Source organism: Synechococcus sp. ROS8604 (assembly GCF_014279655.1).
Classification (GTDB): domain Bacteria; phylum Cyanobacteriota; class Cyanobacteriia; order PCC-6307; family Cyanobiaceae; genus Synechococcus_C.
The window spans coordinates 123,408-142,961 of record NZ_CP047946.1 but is presented as its reverse complement, the minus strand read 5'-3'; the positions used below and the strand labels follow the sequence as shown (position 1 = coordinate 142,961).

Annotated in this window: 15 protein-coding genes and 1 pseudogene; 9 read left to right on the top strand and 7 right to left on the bottom strand. The window is 51.6% G+C overall.

Annotated elements, in window-relative coordinates:
- Positions 1 to 59 precede the first annotated feature (59 nt).
- Positions 60 to 1,154 (bottom strand): annotated as a pseudogene (gene mutT, locus SynROS8604_RS00655) (8-oxo-dGTP diphosphatase MutT).
- Between the two features lie 160 nt (positions 1,155 to 1,314).
- On the opposite strand from mutT, the gene SynROS8604_RS15570 reads away from it, so the two are divergent.
- Genes SynROS8604_RS15570 through SynROS8604_RS15560 form a run of 3 tightly spaced genes read left to right on the top strand, consistent with a single transcriptional unit; the run spans position 1,315 to position 3,437 of the window.
- Positions 1,315 to 1,560, top strand: coding sequence for a hypothetical protein (locus SynROS8604_RS15570; RefSeq protein WP_255445119.1), 246 nt, complete (start codon positions 1,315 to 1,317; stop codon positions 1,558 to 1,560).
- Positions 1,557 to 2,360 (top strand): MBL fold metallo-hydrolase, encoded by an 804-nt coding sequence (locus SynROS8604_RS15565; protein ID WP_255445118.1) that lies wholly within the window; start codon positions 1,557 to 1,559, stop codon positions 2,358 to 2,360. Before SynROS8604_RS15570 ends, SynROS8604_RS15565 begins: the two co-directional genes overlap by 4 nt.
- Positions 2,361 to 2,411: 51 nt before the next feature.
- Positions 2,412 to 3,437, top strand: a complete 1,026-nt coding sequence (locus SynROS8604_RS15560; protein ID WP_255445117.1) for an alkyl sulfatase dimerization domain-containing protein — start codon at positions 2,412 to 2,414, stop codon at positions 3,435 to 3,437.
- A gap of 193 nt (positions 3,438 to 3,630) precedes the next feature.
- On the opposite strand, the gene SynROS8604_RS00645 is transcribed toward SynROS8604_RS15560, so the two are convergent.
- From SynROS8604_RS00645 to SynROS8604_RS00635, 3 genes are all read right to left on the bottom strand, one after another.
- A complete protein-coding gene (locus tag SynROS8604_RS00645; protein WP_186544750.1) occupies positions 3,631 to 3,999 on the bottom strand; it encodes a hypothetical protein in 369 nt (122 codons plus the stop codon).
- On the bottom strand, positions 3,996 to 4,715 hold the full coding sequence (locus SynROS8604_RS00640) for a hypothetical protein (RefSeq protein ID WP_186544749.1): 720 nt from the start codon (positions 4,713 to 4,715) through the stop codon (positions 3,996 to 3,998). Before SynROS8604_RS00640 ends, SynROS8604_RS00645 begins: the two co-directional genes overlap by 4 nt.
- A 214-nt stretch (positions 4,716 to 4,929) precedes the next feature.
- Positions 4,930 to 7,221: an FdhF/YdeP family oxidoreductase gene (locus SynROS8604_RS00635; RefSeq protein ID WP_186544748.1), complete on the bottom strand. Its 2,292-nt coding sequence runs from the start codon at positions 7,219 to 7,221 to the stop codon at positions 4,930 to 4,932.
- A gap of 395 nt (positions 7,222 to 7,616) precedes the next feature.
- Between SynROS8604_RS00635 and SynROS8604_RS00630 the strand changes: the two genes are divergently transcribed.
- Positions 7,617 to 8,936, top strand: a complete 1,320-nt coding sequence (locus SynROS8604_RS00630; protein ID WP_186544747.1) for a glycosyltransferase — start codon at positions 7,617 to 7,619, stop codon at positions 8,934 to 8,936.
- A gap of 8 nt (positions 8,937 to 8,944) precedes the next feature.
- Positions 8,945 to 9,190, top strand: coding sequence for a hypothetical protein (locus tag SynROS8604_RS00625; protein WP_255445116.1), 246 nt, complete (start codon positions 8,945 to 8,947; stop codon positions 9,188 to 9,190).
- Between the two features lie 59 nt (positions 9,191 to 9,249).
- Here the strand turns inward: SynROS8604_RS00625 and SynROS8604_RS00620 are convergent, their stop codons facing one another.
- A complete protein-coding gene (locus tag SynROS8604_RS00620; protein WP_186544746.1) occupies positions 9,250 to 10,383 on the bottom strand; it encodes an ABC transporter substrate-binding protein in 1,134 nt (377 codons plus the stop codon).
- Between the two features lie 658 nt (positions 10,384 to 11,041).
- Here SynROS8604_RS00620 and SynROS8604_RS15555 point away from each other — a divergent pair.
- The 4 genes from SynROS8604_RS15555 to SynROS8604_RS00600 all read left to right on the top strand — a co-directional run bounded on the left by SynROS8604_RS15555 (position 11,042) and on the right by SynROS8604_RS00600 (position 17,679).
- Positions 11,042 to 11,515 (top strand): efflux RND transporter periplasmic adaptor subunit, encoded by a 474-nt coding sequence (locus SynROS8604_RS15555; protein WP_255445115.1) that lies wholly within the window; start codon positions 11,042 to 11,044, stop codon positions 11,513 to 11,515.
- Positions 11,516 to 12,286: 771 nt separating this feature from the next.
- Complete coding sequence (locus SynROS8604_RS00610; RefSeq protein WP_255445114.1) at positions 12,287 to 13,429, top strand: efflux RND transporter periplasmic adaptor subunit; 1,143 nt, start codon at positions 12,287 to 12,289, stop codon at positions 13,427 to 13,429.
- Between the two features lie 4 nt (positions 13,430 to 13,433).
- Positions 13,434 to 16,721 (top strand): efflux RND transporter permease subunit, encoded by a 3,288-nt coding sequence (locus SynROS8604_RS00605; protein WP_186544744.1) that lies wholly within the window; start codon positions 13,434 to 13,436, stop codon positions 16,719 to 16,721.
- The gene (locus SynROS8604_RS00600; protein WP_186544743.1) at positions 16,711 to 17,679 is read left to right on the top strand and encodes an alpha/beta fold hydrolase; all 969 of its coding nucleotides are present in this window, start codon (positions 16,711 to 16,713) and stop codon (positions 17,677 to 17,679) included. The genes SynROS8604_RS00605 and SynROS8604_RS00600 overlap by 11 nt, the downstream gene beginning before the upstream one ends.
- A gap of 15 nt (positions 17,680 to 17,694) precedes the next feature.
- Here SynROS8604_RS00600 and SynROS8604_RS00595 read toward each other — a convergent pair whose 3' ends face one another.
- Together SynROS8604_RS00595 and SynROS8604_RS00590 are read right to left on the bottom strand one after the other, a co-directional pair.
- Positions 17,695 to 18,297, bottom strand: a complete 603-nt coding sequence (locus tag SynROS8604_RS00595; protein ID WP_186544742.1) for a methyltransferase domain-containing protein — start codon at positions 18,295 to 18,297, stop codon at positions 17,695 to 17,697.
- 238 nt (positions 18,298 to 18,535) lie between these two features.
- Complete coding sequence (locus SynROS8604_RS00590; protein WP_186544741.1) at positions 18,536 to 19,543, bottom strand: RpoD/SigA family RNA polymerase sigma factor; 1,008 nt, start codon at positions 19,541 to 19,543, stop codon at positions 18,536 to 18,538.
- Positions 19,544 to 19,554 lie beyond the last annotated feature (11 nt).

Genomic DNA, 19,554 nt, shown 5'->3' with positions numbered 1-19,554 from the left:
GCAAGTCAGAGGCCTTCAGGCTGGCTACGGCTGAGCCTGATGCCAACCACATCCCAAACTCAGGAGACATGCTCCAACAACGCAGCAATGATGCGCGCATTGGCAGCAGGGAAGGGATAGTCGGCCAAAGACTCCGGACGCACCCAGCGCACCTGCTGGCTCGCAAGTGGCTGGGGTTCGCCCTTTTGCCACTGGCAGAGATGCACCACAAACCGCAGCTTTTTATGGCTGTAGGCATGGTCGAGGCTGATCAGCTCCTCTCCCACAGCCACCTCAATCGCCAATTCTTCCTGCAATTCGCGAGCGATGGTCTGAACAATGGCCTCGCCCGGCTCCTGCTTCCCGCCTGGAAATTCCCATAGCCCGCCCAACAACCCTTCATTCAGGCGTTGATCGATCAACACCTCTCCGGCTTCATTCAGCACCACTCCCACACCAATCACTTGAAAGGGCACAGCTCGAGGGGTGTCTTTCACGGGGTAGCGCTCCACATCGCCAGCAGCGTAAGCAGCGCAATGCATCTGCCAAGGACAGCACCCGCAATTCGGCGCACGGGGAGTGCAGACCGTGGCACCGAGATCCATCAGGGCCTGATTGAGATCACGAGCACGGCCGGGTACAGCCGCAACAAGCGCCCCACTCCATTGCCAACACAATGCTTGATCACGTGATGGAGGCCTGGGATGGGCCTGAATCCGAACCTAGACGCGGCGCACATTGCCATCAAGAATCGCCAGCGGGCTGTTGAACGCAGACGAGAGGATCCCCCCCGCGGTGGTGCGACCAATCCCAGGAAGGAGCAGCCAGTCGTCCAGATCCGTCGGCCAAGCGGACAGGGTCGTGCTGGAGGCAGGAGCGATCTCACCCATCAGTTGCTGGGCTCCCGCGAGAAGACGGCGGGCTCGTGAGTAATAACCAAGCCCCTGCCAAAGCAAGAGCACGTCGTGTTCGCGCGCCTCAGCCAGTCGCTCCAGCGTGGGGAAAGCCTCCATCCAGCGCTCCCAGTACGGCAACACCACCTGCAACTGGGTTTGCTGCAACATCACCTCGGCAATCCAGCACTCCAGGACATTCAAATGTTCATGGGGCTCAGGCCACCTGCCGTCCTTGGTGAACATCCATGGCTTCAGAGCTGGGTCCTTCCGGCCATGCATCTCCCACCAGGCCAACAAAGAGAAACTGAGCTCTAAAGCTTGGACCGTGCGAGCGTTTGAAACGCTTTCAATTAACTCACCCATCAAACAAAGATGGAGCAGCAAACGTGAACTGAATCCCCTAAAAAGCACTTAGTACCTTTCAAGCTTGCTCGCAATCATGGCTTTGACAACCAACTTGCTGATTGCTGGAGCGAGTGCACTCATTCCGCTCTTGAGCCTTCCCGCTACGGCGCTGGCCGCTGGCGGAGGAGCTGTTCTTTCCGATCCAGGTGCAGCCCACGGACAGCATTTTCATCCGAAGGGCAAGGGGCCTAGTGCGGCAACCGTCGAGCTCTGGCTGAAGAACAAAGGTGACCTTCCTTTTGATGACACCCGCGATTTCGACGAAGCAAAAAAGGATTGATTGCAGTACCCCCCTACAAACAAATCCTTAAAGAGGACGGAACCGTCGTCTGGGATATGGAGAGCTACCAATGGCTGCTCAACGGAGAGGACTTCGAAAGCATTCACCCCTCCCTGCAACGACAAGCCGTGCTGAACATGGCCTATGGCCTGTATGAAGTTGTTCCGGATCGCATCTATCAAGTGCGGGGCTACGACCTAGCCAATATCTCTTTCATTAAGGGGGATCGGGGCTGGATCGTCTTTGACCCGCTTACGGCCAAGGAAACCGCCCGCGCTGCTCTCGACTTCATCAATGATCAGTTAGGCGAACGGCCTGTCACTGCTGTGGTGATCTCCCATTCCCATGCCGATCACTTCGGCGGCATCCGCGGTGTGGTCGACGAAGCAGATGTGAGTAGAGGCAAGGTGCCAGTGATTGCTCCGGTGGGATTCATGGATCACGCCGTCAGCGAAAACGTCTACGCCGGCAATGCGATGAACCGCCGTCTTTTTTATCAGTACGGCGTTTTGTTATCACGCAGCCCCTTCGGACATGTGGATCAATCCATTGGCAAAAATACCGCTGCTGGAACCACCGGTTTAATTCCACCTTCCCGAATCATCAGCAAGCCGATCGAAAAGATCACCATCGACGGGATTGAGATGGAGTGCCAGAACACCCCTGGCACCGAAGCCCCAGCGGAAATGAACACCTGGTTCCCGCAGTTCAAAACGTTCTGGGCCGCAGAGAACATCACCGGAACCATCCACAACATCTACACCCTGCGAGGAGCCTTGATCCGCGACCCACTGGAGTAAAGCAAAAAAATCAATGAGGCTCTGTTTCGTTATGGCAGTAGGGCCGATGTGATGTTTGCCTCCCATAGCTGGCCACGTTGGGGCAATGCACGAATTCAGGAAGTGATGCGGGCCCAGCGTGATGCTTACGCCCATCTCAACAACAACGTGCTTCATCACGCCAACAAATTCGTGACGATTAATGAGATCCACAATGTTTACACCCTTCCTGAGAGCCTGAAACAGCAGTGGGCAGCTCACAGCTATCACGGCTCTGAAGAACACAACAGCCGTGCCGTGATCAACCGCTATTTGGGGTATTGGGACGCCAACCCCACAACACTGACGCCGCTTTCGCCGTCTGATTCAGCCCCGCTTTACGTGGAAATGATGGGAGGTGTAAAACCGATTCTCACCAAAGCAAAGGTCCTGATCAAGGCCGGGCAGTACCTTCTGGCGACAGAAATTCTCGACAAGCTGGTCTATGCCCAGCCCAACAACAACACAGCCAAGGATCTGCTCGCTGATGCCTTCGAACAGATCGGCTACCAAAAAGAAAGTCCAAGCGTGCGCAACAGCTTTCTTGCGGCGGCGTTGGAGCTTCGCTCCGGCATCCCCTCGGGTTCCAGTCCCAAAACCTCTGGTCCAGACATGATCAAAGCCATGTCCACCCAGTTATGGCTTGATTTCCTAGGGATCCGCCTGGATCCGGAACAAACCGCAGGCAAGGCCTTCCGCATCAATCTGAACACTCCGGACAACGGGGAGCGGTTTGCCGTTGAGCTCAGCAACGAGGCCCTCACCAGCATCGAGGGATACAGCGGGAAGGCCCCCGATTTGACGATCACGATCGAGCGGGAGCAACTCGAGCGCCTGATGACCGGCAGCGCCGATTTCGATCAACTGGTTCAGGAAGGCGTCATGCAGCTGGATGGCAGCCGGGCTGTGGCAAACAACTTGCGCTCCATGCTGGTCCAGTTCAGCCCGGACTTCGAGATTCTTCCTGGCACAACACCTGCCGGCAGCAATCAGGGAGTCGATGCCAATCCAGCACAACCGCTGCGGCAATCGGAGCCAGCCGATACGGCTGGTGGCTGAAGCTTCGCCTCAGAGCATGGAGTGGAATGGATTCAGGTGATCGCAGGGATCAGCTAAGCCCCGGAGTGAACATCCCCCCTTCTGCGCTGAACGCGCAGCTGTCATTCCTCACACATCACCCAACGGGGAGGAGATGAGGAAGCGACGCGAAATGCAGCCTTGATGATCGATCGATGCCATCCAACTTCGCCGATCAGGGCGCAGCAAAAACAGAAGCATCTGGCAAAGCGCGCCACGCTTCCAATTCCAGGGCAAATGCAGCGTGCCGCTGAATCGCATCGTCCATAAACAACGCCACGCGAGTCGAGGCGGCATCGCTTGAAGCAAAGCCGTGCATCGCATCGCCAGCAGTCATGCAGCGCAAAGCAGCCAGACGCCAGTCGTACCAAGCATCATCCAAGCTGTAATTCTCAACGCCATTAGCAATGAGTACCGCATGCCAAGCCTGAACAAAATCAACGTAACGGCCGAATCTCTGGGCCACTGGCGTACTGCCACCCACCAGAAAGGCCACATCAACGGCTGCATGGCCACGGGCAGCCCATGACCAATCAAGGATCACCGATTTAGGGGCTCTAAGTTGGCATCGAACAAAAGATTATCGGCTCTTAAATCACCATGAATCAGGGTCCATTTTCGTTGATTCAATGCTGCATTGATTGCGTCACTTTGTTCCAGAACAGCGCCATAAAGAGCGGTCACTTCCGAACCAAAACGAACACCGTAAGTCGCAAAAAAGTCTTCGATAACACTCTGCTTTGGTGATGCAAACCAAAGGCCGTGTTGGGGGAGCCAGCTGTGTTGCTCCAAGGCAGAATCCATCCAGAACTCCGCGTGAATGGCTGCCATATTGCGCACCTCCGAAAGCGTTTGCTCATAGGTCAGACCAACCACTTGATCTCCTGCGAGCAGGTGTGACAGATCCTCCATCAACAACCAAGCCGGAGCCTCCCCACTGCTGGCATACACAGCGGGCTGATAGCCCTTCAAGCGCGGCGTGCAATGTTGATACACACCAACTTCACGCTCAAAGGCATTGTTCAAACGACTGAGTTCGTTGAACATTGGATCCGCTGTTTCGCTCTTGAGGATGAGCGTTGCGGGACATCCATCAGCCGGCTCGGCTTCAAGGCCAAGCCTCCATGCTGTGGATTGAAGTCCACGTCCATCACCAAGACGATTGACACGCAGATTCTTGATCCTGCAGCCAAGAACATCACCGATCCAGTCGGGCTCAGGGACCTTCACCACTGAGGGATCAAAATCACTTTCAGCCATTGTTCGCGCCCATCGAGCGAGTCAAAACAACCTTAATCCGATAGCTTTTAGGCACCTGAAGGCGCCTGAAAGCAAGGGGAGAGTGTTGCTAAAGCTTGTTCTAACCGTCCAAAGCAAGGGAGCCGTTTAGTAGTCACCCCGCTTCTGGACAATGCAAAAGCCAAACCCCATGGGATGAAGTGATTGTTGTAGGCCAGCGGCAACAGAGGTTTGATCACACTCCAGTTGGCCATGCTGGAGCCCGCACCAGAACAGGCACGCGCTTAAAGGCCGGCGTGCCACATGCCGGGTCGGACACACCAAGCATCAACGCATTGGCTTCTGGGAAAAACATCAGTCCACAACCTGGCCGGATCGATCCTGGGATTAATTCGATCTGTTCAAGGCGCCCCGCATCGCCCTGAACCGTGACCCGTTCATGAGCCTCGAGCCCTTGGCGCTGCAAATCCTCAGAATTGATCAACAGCGTCTTCCGATGGGGCATGCCCCGATAACGATCACCTGATTGATAAACAACAGTGTTGTGCTGGCCATGGCTACGGGCTGTGATGAGACTTAAGACAAGGCCGCGCTCGCCATCCGCCAACCCTCCAAAATGATCAGGATCGGGCAACCTGAGATCGGGTAGGAGCGTTGGGGCGAGCTGGGCACGACCTGTTGACGTCGCAAAGCAAGGCGTCTGAAACACCCGGCCGCTGACTTCAAATTCGCGCTTCGTTACATCAATGCCGGCCATCTCCTCATAACCAGGAACAGTGCGAGCAATCAATTCACGCACATAAATTGGATCCTGAAGACGTCTCCAATGGATCGGAGCATCACCAAAAATCCGATCTGCCAACTCCGCCAAAAATCCCACTTCGCTGGTGAGATTCGCTCGCTTTAAGTGAGTGGTTCCGGGCTCATTCAATCGGACCCAGTTATTACCAGATTCCACGGTTGTGCGGTGAGGCGTCTCAAATCGGTTAAAGACGGGAAGGAGCAAGGTCTGGCGAGCACCAAGCCCATGAAAATGACCCTGATTAGGTTTGGTCGCGAGATAGGCAACCGTGTCAATCTGACCAAGGGCGCGACGAGCCTGATTGCTATCAGGATTGGCGCCATACAGATTGCCGCCAAGACAGAGCAATGCATCCACCTGCCCCTGATCGGCAGCCTCGATCAGATCACGGGCGTGATAGCCGGGAGTGCGGCTCAAGGGGCGTTTCAGTAATGCTTCGAGGGCCAGTCGCATCGGTTCGCGCAAGCGAATGGACACCCCCATCGAGCCAAACCCCTGCACGTTGGAATGACCACGGATCGGCATTGTTCCCGTGCCAGGACGGCCCACATTTCCGCTTAAAACAGCCGAGTTAGCAATGGCCTGCACATTGGTCGTTCCATTGGAGTGATGCGTGATCCCCATGGCCCAGGCGAACACCACAGCACGACAACTCGCCAAACGGGCAGCGGTGTGTTCCAACTCTTCTCGACTGAGGCCACAGCACTGGGTGATCGACTCCCAGCTGGTTGACATCAGTTGTTCTTGCAAGGCCTCCCAACCGTCGCTATGCGACTTCACAAACTCCCATGCGATAGCGCCACTTTCCAACCAGGCCTTTTGAAAACCAAGAAAAACGGCCGTATCCGATCCTGGAATCGGTTGCAAGAAGAGAGAAGCGATCTCACTCCCGAGCAATAGGGAACGGATCGGGAAGGCAGGGGAGCCAAATTTGAGAAGACCCCCTTCAACCACAGGATTGATCACCACCACCGTGCCCCCTCGATCGCGGAGGCGAATCAACTCATTCATCAAGCGAGGGTGATTCGCCGGGGCGTTAGAGCCGACCAAAACGACGCCATCGGCTTGACGCAAACTCTCCAAGCTCACATTGGAGGTGCCGCTGCCGAAAACGCGAGTGAGTCCCACACTCGATGGTGCATGGCAGAGATCGGAACAGTCCGCGAGGTTATTCGACCCTCGCGCCCGCATCAACAACTGGAGCAAATAAGCCGCTTCATTGGAGGATCGTCCAGAGCTGTAAGAGGCAACTCGCTCGGGAGGGGAGGCCAGGAAAGCATCGGCCAGACGTTTGTAAACCTCGTCCCACTGAATCGGTTCATAAAAATCCTGACCCGCCCGATGAATCAAGGGGCGATCCAGGCGCCCAAGTCGGTCACAGGACGCTGAGTCAAAGTTCTGCAGTTCACCCAGGCTGAGGCGATCAAAAACATGGCGAGGAACAGCTGGCTGCAGTTCGGACTGGATCGCCTCAACACTTTTGATACAACGCTGGAGCGGCTCCCCTAGCTCATCGCGAAAGCCACCGTTCTGACCTCCAGTCCCCCAAGCACAAGACAAACAAGCACTTTTGTGATTCAACGTTCGCCAGAGCCTTTTGCCCCTTCTGCTCAATAAAGCCCGTCCCCATCCTGTGATCACGGACCATCCGCCACCACGCTTGGGTTGCGGAGGTCTGAGGTTGTCTGCATCAACATCCCCATTCTTGGCTTGGGCAGCGTCCACAGTCGCTTTCCTCCAATGAAGCGGTGTTGGTAATCAACTCTTAGCCACTCTTCTCAGGGCTGCCCAATGGACTGGGTAACGGCAGTCGACTGACGGACGTAAGGACACCTTCACAAAATGCGAGATGAGACCGACCACGCAGATGGACTGTGGTGTCAGATCATCTCAAGGATGAAAGCTGCTCCATTCAGAAATGAATTTCCTCGTGATCAAAGGTGAATGCTGACGGTCCTAGCCCCGAACCAAGGGAGAGAATATTTTCTTTAATCGTGCTGCTCAGTAGCAATCAATGAAGGGGCAGGAGCGCTAACAAATATCTCAGAAATTTCTAAAAGTAAAAACCAGCACACCCCACAGAAATTGCACACAATAACTGGATCTAAACGTCGTTACCCATGGCATCCATCCATCTGATCAGCGTTGGCTCACGCGGTGATCTCGAGCCCTACCTAGCCCTTCTAAAGGAACTTCAAGAGCGCGGTCATACGGTGCACCTCATCGGCAGCCCCAACTTCCAAGAGGCCGCAGAAGACGCCGGGATGCGGTTCACCTCCCTTCCCGGAGACTTCCATGAGCTTATGGCTTCAGAAGACGGACTTCAATTGATGGAGGGCAAGCCCGTTCGCTTAATCCAGAACAATTTGCTCACTCAATGGTTGGAAACGGCTCGCACAGCAATCGATGGCTGCGACCTACTCATCACTCCTCCATTGGCTCTCTGGGGTTATCACCTTGCCGAGGCGGAGGGCTGTCGGTTCGCCGTGGTTAGCCCCATTCCTTTAATCAGCACAACAACGTTCCCCTTTCTGAACTGGCCAAAGAACCTTTCTGGCAATGAGAAAGGACTTCGCAATCGGATCAAGGGAAAACTCAACCAGCTCAGCTATGAAGCCATTCGTCTCCTCAAATGGCGACAGGAAAGCAAAACGATTCAGTCCTTTCGTCAGAAGCTGGGACTACCCAAACTGCCCTGGAACGGAGCATCCGCCAGAGAGGATGCTCCTCCCTTGCTGCAATCGCCAACGGTTCTGCATCTCTTCAGCGAGCACGTTGTCCCCCGCCCCTCTGACTGGCCTTCTGACGCCAAGGTCACGGGGTTCTGCCTCTCCAAAAACCACGAAACCCAGTCCTATGACCCCCCAAAAGAGCTGAGGGACTTTCTGCAACAAGGCCCAGCACCGTTTTATGCCGGTTTTGGAAGCATGATCCCAAGAGATCCAGAACGGCTTGCCGAGATCGTCATCACCGCGGCATGCCAAACCAATCAGAGACTGATCCTCTCGCCGGGATGGGGTCGTGTCTTGCCGAAAGGCTCCTTACCGGAGTCAGTGTTTGTGCTCGAACACTGTCCCCATCAGTGGCTCTTCCCTCGGTTGCAAGCAGCCATCCACCACGGTGGTGCTGGGACAACAGCCACCACATTGATCAGCGGGATCCCCAGCATTGTGGTGGCCTTCTTCGCCGATCAACCCGCATGGGGCCACACCCTTGAGCAGTTGGGCGTCAGTCCAGCCACATTCTCAGCAAGAACGGTGACAACAGAGTCTCTCAGTGAAAGCTTGCAGATCCTCTCCACTAGCTCAAGCTTCAAAAAGCGTGCTCTCCAACTGCAGAAGCTCATCCAACAAGAGAAGGGCCTCTCTCAAACAGCCGAGGCAATCGAGCACGTGCTCGAACCGAGGAACGCCGAACCTCATCCATCAACGATCAATTAACGGCAACAATGGCGTCGATAGATCTCAACGGTGATGAACGCATTGATTGCACAGAATTCAACCAACTCATCCAACGACTGCAACGCCTCCGAGAGGGAGAAGAACGCTTGCTGTTGTATTTAATGCCAGTGGATAGCAATGGCAACGATCGCCTGGATCAAGACGAACTAGACCGACTCCTGCAGAGCATCGTTCAGCCAGCACTCAGCACAAAAGAACAAGCGTTGGTGTTCAACAACAAGCAGAAAGTTTGAGATGGCGTGATGTCGTCGATCGCCTGCTGTTGAACTAATGCATTGGGGTTCAATTCGCTTTAAAACATTGAGAGATCGCTCTTAGCTCCAGGTCCTGCAAGAGCTTCATTTCGAAGCTGTTGCACCAAGCCGTTGCGCTTGAGCTGGCTGATCGCAAGGTTAATGCGCTTCACCGTTTCAGGATCGAGATCGGGTGACAAAGCAAATCCTTGAAGTTCTGGGCGAATCCCAGACATCGCCAATACAGGAATGATTTCGGAAGAAGCCGCATGAGCCTTGAGATAACGGAGCTGCAACTCGTCTGCCAGCACCCCATTCACCCGACCCTCCTTGACCGCAACCAAGGACTGGCGAATCGAATCAATCGGCACACGGCCAGGTTTGGACGAAGGCGAAGAATCAGCCAATTGCATACCAAGCTCTTTCAATAATTCTTCGCTAACCGTTCCGGATTTATAACCAACGCGCATCGCTGATAGTTCATCAAAAGAGCTCAAACGACGACTCGCCAAACCTTGCGCTTCCTGGACCAGTTCAACCGTTAAAAACCCCACCAAAACAGCACTAGAAATATTGCGTACAACGTAACCCGCCATTAAGACAGCACGGCCTCTAGATGTATCTACAATCTCCGCATCACCTTCTCCCGTGAGGATGATCGTGAAGACTTTGATAAAGCGATGCAAGGGTCCTTTTCGACCACACTTGGCCAAGCTTGAGTAATCCTCAACCCACCAAACCAGTGCACTCATCACAAACAACAACAACATTAAAAGGGCAACCATGCGCATCAACGAAGGGCTAAGCAACGCCGCCAGGAAGGCTCGACTCAAACTGAAAGGATCGTTGGCAACCAAGAAGGCCTGACCATCCTCCTGGAAAGGCAAGCTAAATTGATACACACGAAGACGATTAGGGCTTAGATTAATGCACTCAACGGCTACATCTAGTTCATTTACGCGCGTCGCATCCAACATCGATTGGATGGAAGGCATCTGAATCAGCCTGTAATGAAGGTTCTCCCGTTGTGCAACTTGCGTCCAAAGGTCGACAGCCAGCCCCCTCCAAACACCACCTTCGCGATAGCTGCAAGGCTGGCTCCCTTCCACCACACCAACTCTTAAAACACGTGGTGCTGCCAAACCACCTGCAGGAGCAAAAACACAACAGCCAATGAGCACGGCGTTAGCCATCCAAAAGCGACGTCTCAAGAGTTGATTCACGCGAAGGAACAAATCACTTTTCCAATCAATCCCTTCGCCACAAGAATCCTGAGCAACAAAGCATTAATCAATTCAATCATAGGCCAAAACAGCATAATCCGCATAATCATTCATATTCAAAGAGACTTATTACTGCCTCCAAAAACAATCAAGCACCTAAGAATGAAACGATCGCAACGCGGAACGAGAAGGGACTGCCCGATCTCATCAACCACTTTGGCCAAATCGATCCACGCGTGATGTTCTGACATTCGGACCGTTCAGGAGTAAGCGAGCAGATCTGAGCAAGATCGAGCTCAACGCCTTGCAACACACAACTCGTTAAGGCGTCATCGGTCGCCAAAGGCCACAATGTCCGCGAAACTCATCGGTTGCACTGTGCGGCCCCCTTGCTGTTGGACTGACTCTCACCGTTGCGCTTGCAGGATGCGGCCAGAGCAAGCATCCGGCACAACTTTTTTATCCATCACACCGCAACGATTTCCAGGGCCGATTCCAACCCAGCATCAAAGTCGTAAGCCCTCTAGGACCCAAAACCAATGTGGCACTTCGACCAGCACCCAATGAAAAAGTGACCAAGAAAATGGTCAGTTAAGGAGATCAAGTGAGGGCGGGTCAAGTGATTCTTGTGCTTGACAACACGCAACTCAGCGCTCAGCTCGATACATCTCGATCACAAGCTCGCTACGACAGAGTGAATGCTAAGCGTTATCCTTTTCTCTACGAACAAGGAGCCGCATCCGCAAAGCGCCGTGATGCCTACGAGACCAAGGTGATCCAATCTCGGGATCAAGCCGTCGCAGACAAGTCCAATCTTAATTACAAATTTATTCGCTCTCCTATTGATGGTGTGGTGGGTGACTTGGACGCCGTAAAAATCGGCGATTACGTCAATACAGGAGACATCATCACCGACATTGAGGACATCCCCACCATATGGACCTTGATGGAAATTCATGCCGCACGGGGATCCCAGATCAAGGTGGGGCAACCTGTACAACTCGCATCGCATCCACCCCACAAATCACTGGTGAAAGCACAATCACCGTTGTATCGCCATGCCACGCCATTCCAGAAGCCAGCAACCCTTCCAACACCCTGATGGTGAAGGCGGTGTTCTCCAACCTCACCGGACAATTCAACAAAAGCCAATAGGTGTCCTCCGAAATCATTACAGGATCGAGTGCCTAGATGTCGTTACGGGTGCAGGCCGTGGTGATGCAAGCGCAACAGCCTTTTGTTTATGAAGTGGTCCCCAAAAGCAGGCGCTGTCACCGCTCAAAAGTAGCAAAGGCAATTAAAGATAAACATACATTTCTAAGGAAGCCTGGGAGAATTACAAGAACTCGTCTGCCAACTCGGAGTGCCTTGCCGATGGCAAAACAAAGGTGGCTTTCAAATGGCTGGCATTGATAATAGAGCTAGCAACCTGAAACTCAATTGGTGGCAACAGAATGGCGATTTCAGGTTAGTAGGCGATCCAGAAGCTCACGTTGATAACACTAACCGCCTCGCAAAAATGCTTGAAAACCCGTCAACCGAGGATTGATACGCCCAATCAGAATAAAATCACTTAAATCCTCAACCTTAAAGCAGCTGCAATACTCCAAACCGAAAGCTGCACACAGAAAACAATCTATAAACACTGACAAACCCACAAAAACAGCCTCCTCATTGGGACTTTGAATACCAAGGGCCTTGAATCCAAAACACCATATTTATAGATGTTTGCAGTAAGCACTCAAACTCTCACTGACAAGTTGCGCCCATCTCGCTTTCATGACAACAAAAGAAGGAATACCTATCAATCATTAACAAAAGCTTGGCGAGAACGCTAGGAATCAGTAACATGAGTAGAGAAATACACACCCGTGTGCGCGGTCCACTCACTTTTGCTCTGATAGCGTCAGCTGCCCTTGCAGCATGCAGTCAGACTAACAATTCCAATAGACAAGCCCTAGCAGTTCAAACTGCCAAAATTACAGACAGTAGTTTTAAGCAAAGCGTAAATACGGTCAGTGTGCTCGAGTCCACAACCAATGTGGCACTTCGACCAGAAACCGATGGAAGAGTGATCAAGAAATTGGTAAAAGAAGGAGACACGGTACAAGCAGGTCAAATCATTATCGTATTAGACAACACGCAGCAGAGTGCTGCACTCAACGCTTCAAAAGCGGAAGCAAGAACAAATTTCATTAACGCTGAACGCTATCAATATCTTTACGAGCGGGGAGCAACATCAGCGAAACAGAGAGACTACTACGCCACATTGGCGATTCAATCTCGCGACCAGGCTATTACTGACAAGGCCACCCTTAATTACAAGTTTGTGCGGTCACCAATTGATGGAATTGTCGGTGATCTCGATACTGTCAAAATTGGGGACTACATTAAAACGGGGGAAGCAATCACAGGAATTGTCAACAATTCAACCCTTTGGACTTTGATGCAAATCCCTGCCACTCAAGCCAACCGAATCAAAATTGGACAAGATGTAAATGTCGCATCACAAGGAAAACCACCCATCGTTGGGCAAGGAAAAATTACTTTTATTTCACCCTACTTTGGACTTCCAGGAACTGATGAAGGTGCAAATACAGTCAAAGTAAAAGCGACTTTTCCAAATCTCACAAACCAACTTAAAACCGGACAGTTTGTCAACAGCGAGATCATTACGAGCAGAACGCAAGGCCTCGGCGTACCGGTTCAAGCCGTTTTCATGGAAGCCGAGAAATCCTTTGTATACGTAGTGAAGCCACTAAATCAGATTTTAACCAAAATCAAAGCATCAACGACAATTCAAGAAGCAGATAAAAAGAAGCTTGAAGAACTGCCCGGTGACACAACTATTGTCATACAAAGGCCAGTACAACTTGGTCCACTCGACAACAATACATACCCAGTCGAGTCAGGCCTACGAGAAGGAGAATATGTTGCAGTAAGTAATACTGCTCGTCTGAAAAGTGGCATGCCCGTAAAGGCAACAACCGTTAACTCATCTGGCGGGATCAACTAAATTCATGGCATTTTCGGATAATTTCATCAGGAAGCCTGTTCTCACCACAGTCTGTAGCATTTTAATTGTATTGCTGGGGATCATTGCAATCCCCAGCCTGCCAATAGCGAATCTCCCTAACATTGCACCACCTTTAATATCAGTTACAGCCACTTACAATGGCGCCAACTCTTTAGCTACGGAGCAAGCAGTAACAAACCCGCTTGAACAGCAAATCAATGGTGTACCTGACGCAGCTTATATCTCCTCCACAAGCAATATGGAGGGCCAAAGCCTCATTTCAGTCTATTTCAACGAGTCAACTAATATTGATATAGCACAGGTAAACGTGCAAAACAGAGTTTCTCTGGCGATGCACCAGCTACCCTCTCAAGTCGCAAATTTAGGTGTTTCAGTCAAGCAGAGCACCCCTTCAATCCTACTTGCTTACCAAGTGTCTTCAACACAGGGGCAATTTGATTCCGCCTACCTTAATGGCCTGATTTATGACAAACTTTATTACCAACTTGGACGCGTGCCAGGAGTGGCCAACGTCACTATCATCGGCGGCAGCAATCCTGCTTATCGTTTATTTGCTGATCCCAATAAACTCAAAGCCAACAACCTTATCGCCAACGACATAGTTAGCGCTCTACAGGCCCAAAACAGTACGGCGGTAGGAGGCTTGGTGGGAGGACCACCTGCATCGGGTGACCAGGCCTATACCTATCCACTACTCGTTGAGGGCAACGGTAATTTACTATCGATTGATGACTTTGAGAATCTGATCGTAGGCCGCACAAGCAGCGGAAATTTATTGAGATTTCGAGATGTAGGAGAAGTCACATACGGCTTCAATGACTACACAACTTCGGCAATTAATTCCAAGAAGCATGATGCCATATCTATCGCCATTTACCAAACCTCCGACAGCAATGCTCTTGATGTAGCCAAAGACGTGATCAACAAGATTGATGAATTTGCGACAAAAGTTCCACCAGGAGTTTCAGTTAATCAAATCTACAACGTTGGGCAGTTTATCGAGTCTTCAGTGGACGGTGTTGTCGATGCACTGGGTTTAGCAATTGTATTGGTGCTGCTAATCCTTTTTCTCTTTCTCCAGAATTGGCGCGCCACCATTGTTCCAAGCCTTGCGATTCCGATTTCCTTGATCGGAACCTTCGCCTTCATCAAGGTATTTGGATTCTCAATTAACCAACTGACTCTCCTTGGATTGGTCTTAGCCACAGGCCTTGTGGTCGACGACGCAATCGTCGTTATCGAAGCTGTTTCGAAAAACATTGAATCGGGAATGAGACCTCGCCAAGCAGCTCTGAGCTGCATGGGAGAGCTCTTTGGCGCGTTGGTTTCAACGGCTTTGGTTCTGATGGCTGTTTTTGTTCCAGTCGCATTTTATCCGGGCAGCATCGGCATCATCTACAAACAATTCGCCCTAACGATCGCCTTCTCCATCGCGATTTCCGCCTTCAACGCACTGACGTTTTCACCCATGCTCTCTGGATTGCTGTTACGCGGCGACGAAGCACCTGAACCACGGGGCTGGATCTGGCCAACTGCAGGCGTCATTGTCGGTCTCGCCTTCGGCCGCTTCAGTGCAGCCTCATTTGGGGCATGGACCTATCCACTGGGCATGGTGTTGTTCGGTCTCGCTGGTGCCAACCTCGCCATCATTTTTCGACTCTTTAATACAAATTTTGCGCGTTTAGAGCGTGGATACTCATATTTGATCAGGACACTGATCGCAGCAAGACGATGGGTGATGGTGGCCTTAGGCAGCGGTATTATCGTCACCGGATTAGCGTTCATGGCTTTACCAGCAGCCTTCATCCCCGATGAAGATCAGGGTTACCTGATGGGTTTTTATCAGCTGCAAAACGGCGCCTCTTTGAGCCAAACCGAAATCGTTGGTAGCGAAATCGCTTCGATTCTCGAACAAGAAAAAGATATCCTCAACAGCAGTGTAATTAACGGCTTTGGATTTAACGGCTCAAGCCCTGACCAAGGAGCGATCCTACTCGGACTAAAGCCATTAAGTGAGCGCTCAGGAGAAAAACATAGTTCTTTCGCGATCGCAGATCGATTAAATGCAAAGTTCATTCAATTGAACAGTGGCTTTGTCCGCGTTGGACAGCCACCTGCTGTACCAGGATTTTCTGCGCAAGGTGGTTTTTCTCTTCAATTTAACGATCTGAGCGGTAACTACACTTTCAATCAGCTGAACACTCAAGCCCAGCGACTGGTGAAAGCTGGCAAGGAGAGTGGTCTATTTTCATCCTTGTATTCCCAGTTTATTCCTAGTGCTCCAGCCTTCGGCGTCAACATAGATAGGTCAGTGATGGGTGCACTCAATGTGGACTATCAAGATGCAATGAAAACCATCTCAACTCTCGCCGGTGGCAGCTACACGGGTCTAACCTATGAAAATGGTCAAGTACGCAATGTTTATGTTCAGTCAACGGCCGAAGAACGCTCGGCCATTGACAACATCCTCAATTACTACGTGAAAAGCAGAGATGGAGACTTAATACAAGTGTCTCAGTTTGCATCAGCTAATTTAGATAGTGCTCCTCCAATTATTAGCCATTACAACCTCTACAGGTCGATATTAATTCAAGGCGTACAAGCCGTCGGCACAAGTTCTGGGCAAGCCTTAAGCACCATTCAAACCCTCTTCCAAAAACTTAATTTCAACAACATTGGCTACGCCTTTACAGGACTCGCAGCACTTCAACTCTCAGCAGGAAACGCCAGTATTTTAGTCTTCGGACTTGGGATATTAATTGTTTATCTAGTGCTTTCAGCTCAATACGAGAGTTACATCACACCGGTGATCATCCTGATGACAGTACCTCTGGCAATGCTGGGGGCCCTGGCCTTTCTGGCGATCCGCTCGATCGACTTAAATATCTATGCCCAGGTCGGTTTGGTGACCCTGATTGGCCTTGCCGCCAAGAATGGAATTTTGATCGTGGAAGTTGCAGAACAGCAGCTCGAATCAGGCAAAACCCCTACAGAAGCTGTCATCACATCAGCAGAGTCACGTCTGCGACCAATCCTGATGACAGCCATTGCTGCCTTGGCAGGATTTCTCCCCCTAGTGGTTGCCAATGGGGCAGGAGCTCAAAGCCAACAATCTCTTGGCACCGTAATTTTTGGTGGCTTAATCGTAGCCACCATTCTTTCTCTGGGAGTAGTGCCGCCTTTCTATGTTGTAGTGAAGGGCCTCAGTTCCCGATGGTTTGGTCACAAACATGCCGGCTCCGGTGAATCCACAGTTGCCAATGCACCCTGACCCTCCAGAACCCTGGACCTGGACCAGTCCTTGTGGTCAGCCATTGCAAGTGGGGTGGAGCTGCCAAAAGCCAAACAAACCTGATCCAGAGCATGCCTTAGCCGTTGTGCTAATTCACGGTTTCGGAGCTTGCAAAGAGCACTGGAGATACAACATGCCGGTGCTGGCCAACGCTGCTAACACGTATGCCATCGACCTGATCGGCTTTGGCACGAGCAGTCAACCGCGAGCACTTCTCGGCGACGACTTCAGCGACAACGATGCCGTTGAAGGTGACAACCTTTGCTACAGCTTTGATCTCTGGGCGGCACAGGTGGTGGCTTTCTGCCAACAGGTCGTGCAACAACCTGTGGTGTTGGTGGGAAATTCCATTGGAGGCGTCGTTGCCCTCAGAGCCGCACAACTTTTGCAAGAGCAGAGCCAAAGTGTGTCCTGCGAGGGTGTGGTACTGATCGACTGCGCGCAGCGGCTCATGGATGACAAGCAATTGGCAACGCAACCTGCCTGGATGGCTTGGATCCGCCCCCTCCTTAAAACCCTGGTAAGTCAGCGCTGGCTGAGCACAGCCCTTTTCCGCAATGCGGCCCGCCCAGCGCTGATCCGTAGCGTGCTCCATCAGGCCTATCCCAGTGGGAGCAATGTGGATGATGACTTGGTCTCGCTTTTATTCAAACCAAGCCAAAGACCAGGAGCCCCTGAAGCGTTTCGCGGATTTATCAACCTCTTTAATGATCATTTGGCGCCGTCTTTACTGGAATCCCTATCCCTTCCCGTTCACATGATTTGGGGGGAAGCTGATCCCTGGGAACCGGTCAAAGAGGCCAAAAACTGGGAACAACAATTTGATTGCATTCAATCTCTATTGGTGATTCCCCATGCAGGACATTGCCCCCATGACGAATCTCCAAGCGAAGTAAATGAACGTTTACTGCTGATTCTCAATCAGCAAGCAACATAGGCTTCTACTTTTTCGCTAAGCAGGAAAGAAATGATTAGCGTGCTCAAGTAGCCATTCTTCCGATTGATTAACAGCACCAATTGCCCAAAGGTCGAAAGCCCTGGAACGCGACTTCACAGCAGACAAAAATCCCGCCTGGCGCAAAGTTCCCCCCAACACTTTGGCCGTAAACCCACATCGATGGGCCATATATAAATTACCCTTTTGCAACGAAGCCCTGTGGCCATAAAGAATATCAAGTGGCGCAATAGGTCCCATCCCACTTTCATAAGCAGGATCACAAAGCTTATCTTCAGCGATCAGACGACAGACTGACTGCAAATCTGGGCAGGTAATCAAGACGAAACCTTCAGGCTTTAAGACCCTACGGAACTCATCCAAGGCAGTAGGGACTTCATGAGGGTAAAGATGCTCAATGTTGTGAGAAGAATAAACCGCATCAACTGTGCAATCTCCAACTGCAGCCATGTCAGTCATAGTGCCCACTACATCTGGCTGTACAGACGAATCAATATCCAGTCGGATCTCCTTCCATACCTTATCCGCAAAGGGAGTTTCAGATTGGCCTTGAGGACCGCAACCAACATGTAAAAAAACTGGCAAGCACGTGTTATTCATGCTTTATGCACCGATCAAAGACAGCAAAGATATACATCCTAAAGGCATTTAATAGCAAATGCCGCAATAAACTCATAACAATAAATTCAAAATTTAAAAATAAACTATAGAAAATGATATAATTTTGAATTAAACCAAATTAATTATTAAAAAACAAGATTCGATCCAAGCTGGCTATCTTAACTTTGAGCAGCTAGTAAAATTTTTCAGAAAAGTCAACTAACTGAGCTGTTATCTTTTAACATGCAACATAAGCTTCAACTTGATCGCTTAGACGACGCAATCCAGCTAGGCCATCGCGCTCCAAGTTGCGCACGCGGTCACGACTGATGCCAATGATGCGGCCAATGCCCGTGAGGCTCATCGGCTCTTCCCCGTCCATCCCGTAGCGCATACGCAACACCTTTCCCTGCAATTCAGGCAGCTGACTCAATAGATCACGCAGGTCTCCCTTCAAGCATTCGCCTTCCACCTGTTCAGACGGCAGCTCAGCATCACCGGCCAGCAGCTCCAGCAATTCGGTGTCATCCCCATCTCCCACCTTCATCTCCAAGCTCACAGGCTGACGGGCACGGCACATCAAATCCTTCACTTCCTCTTCAGGAAGTTCCACAAACGAGGCCAATTCCGTTACCGAGGGGGTGCGGCCCAGCTCTTGACTTAATTCTCTCTGGCCTTTTTTCAGCTTGTTCAACATCTCGGTGATGTGAATCGGCAAGCGAATCGTTCGGCTCTTCTCCGCAATCGCACGGGTGATGCCCTGACGGATCCACCAATACGCATAGGTGCTGAATTTGTAGCCCCGGGTGGGATCAAATTTCTCCACACCACGCACCAAACCAATCGTTCCCTCCTGGATTAAATCCAGCAGTTCCATATTCCGCTTGGTGTATTTCTTGGCGACGCTCACCACCAAGCGCAAATTGGCAGCCACCATCCGCTCTTTGGCTCGCCGGCCCGCCTGCAGCTTGCGCTTGAGTTGCGCTGCACTCACACCAGCGGCTTTGGCCACTTCTTCTCGGGCCACCTGGTCTTCGCCGCGCTGATCTTTTAATTCCGCTTCCAACGCCTCGAGATCCATCAGCTCCTGCACCTGACGGCCCAGCGTGATCTCCTGCTGGTGACTCAACAACGGCACTCTGCCGATGTCTCGCAAATACGAACGGACTAAGTCGACTTCAGCGCCAGAGGCGCGACCGGTGGAGGCAGATGCGGGGCGGGAAGCAACAGCAGCAGCAGGAGCCATGACGCTTCATT

What these genes read in the sequence shown, in the direction of transcription:
- SynROS8604_RS00605 (WP_186544744.1), top strand. Translation starts at nt 13,434, where the DNA reads ATGGCATTTTCGGATAATTTCATCAGGAAGCCTGTTCTCACCACAGTC.
- SynROS8604_RS15560 (WP_255445117.1), top strand. Translation starts at nt 2,412, where the DNA reads ATGTTTGCCTCCCATAGCTGGCCACGTTGGGGCAATGCACGAATTCAG.
- SynROS8604_RS00640 (WP_186544749.1), bottom strand. Translation starts at nt 4,715, where the DNA reads ATGGCTGAAAGTGATTTTGATCCCTCAGTGGTGAAGGTCCCTGAGCCC.
- SynROS8604_RS15570 (WP_255445119.1), top strand. Translation starts at nt 1,315, where the DNA reads ATGGCTTTGACAACCAACTTGCTGATTGCTGGAGCGAGTGCACTCATT.
- SynROS8604_RS00595 (WP_186544742.1), bottom strand. Translation starts at nt 18,297, where the DNA reads ATGAATAACACGTGCTTGCCAGTTTTTTTACATGTTGGTTGCGGTCCT.
- SynROS8604_RS00600 (WP_186544743.1), top strand. Translation starts at nt 16,711, where the DNA reads ATGCACCCTGACCCTCCAGAACCCTGGACCTGGACCAGTCCTTGTGGT.
- SynROS8604_RS00625 (WP_255445116.1), top strand. Translation starts at nt 8,945, where the DNA reads ATGGCGTCGATAGATCTCAACGGTGATGAACGCATTGATTGCACAGAA.
- SynROS8604_RS00630 (WP_186544747.1), top strand. Translation starts at nt 7,617, where the DNA reads ATGGCATCCATCCATCTGATCAGCGTTGGCTCACGCGGTGATCTCGAG.
- SynROS8604_RS00620 (WP_186544746.1), bottom strand. Translation starts at nt 10,383, where the DNA reads ATGGCTAACGCCGTGCTCATTGGCTGTTGTGTTTTTGCTCCTGCAGGT.
- SynROS8604_RS00590 (WP_186544741.1), bottom strand. Translation starts at nt 19,543, where the DNA reads ATGGCTCCTGCTGCTGCTGTTGCTTCCCGCCCCGCATCTGCCTCCACC.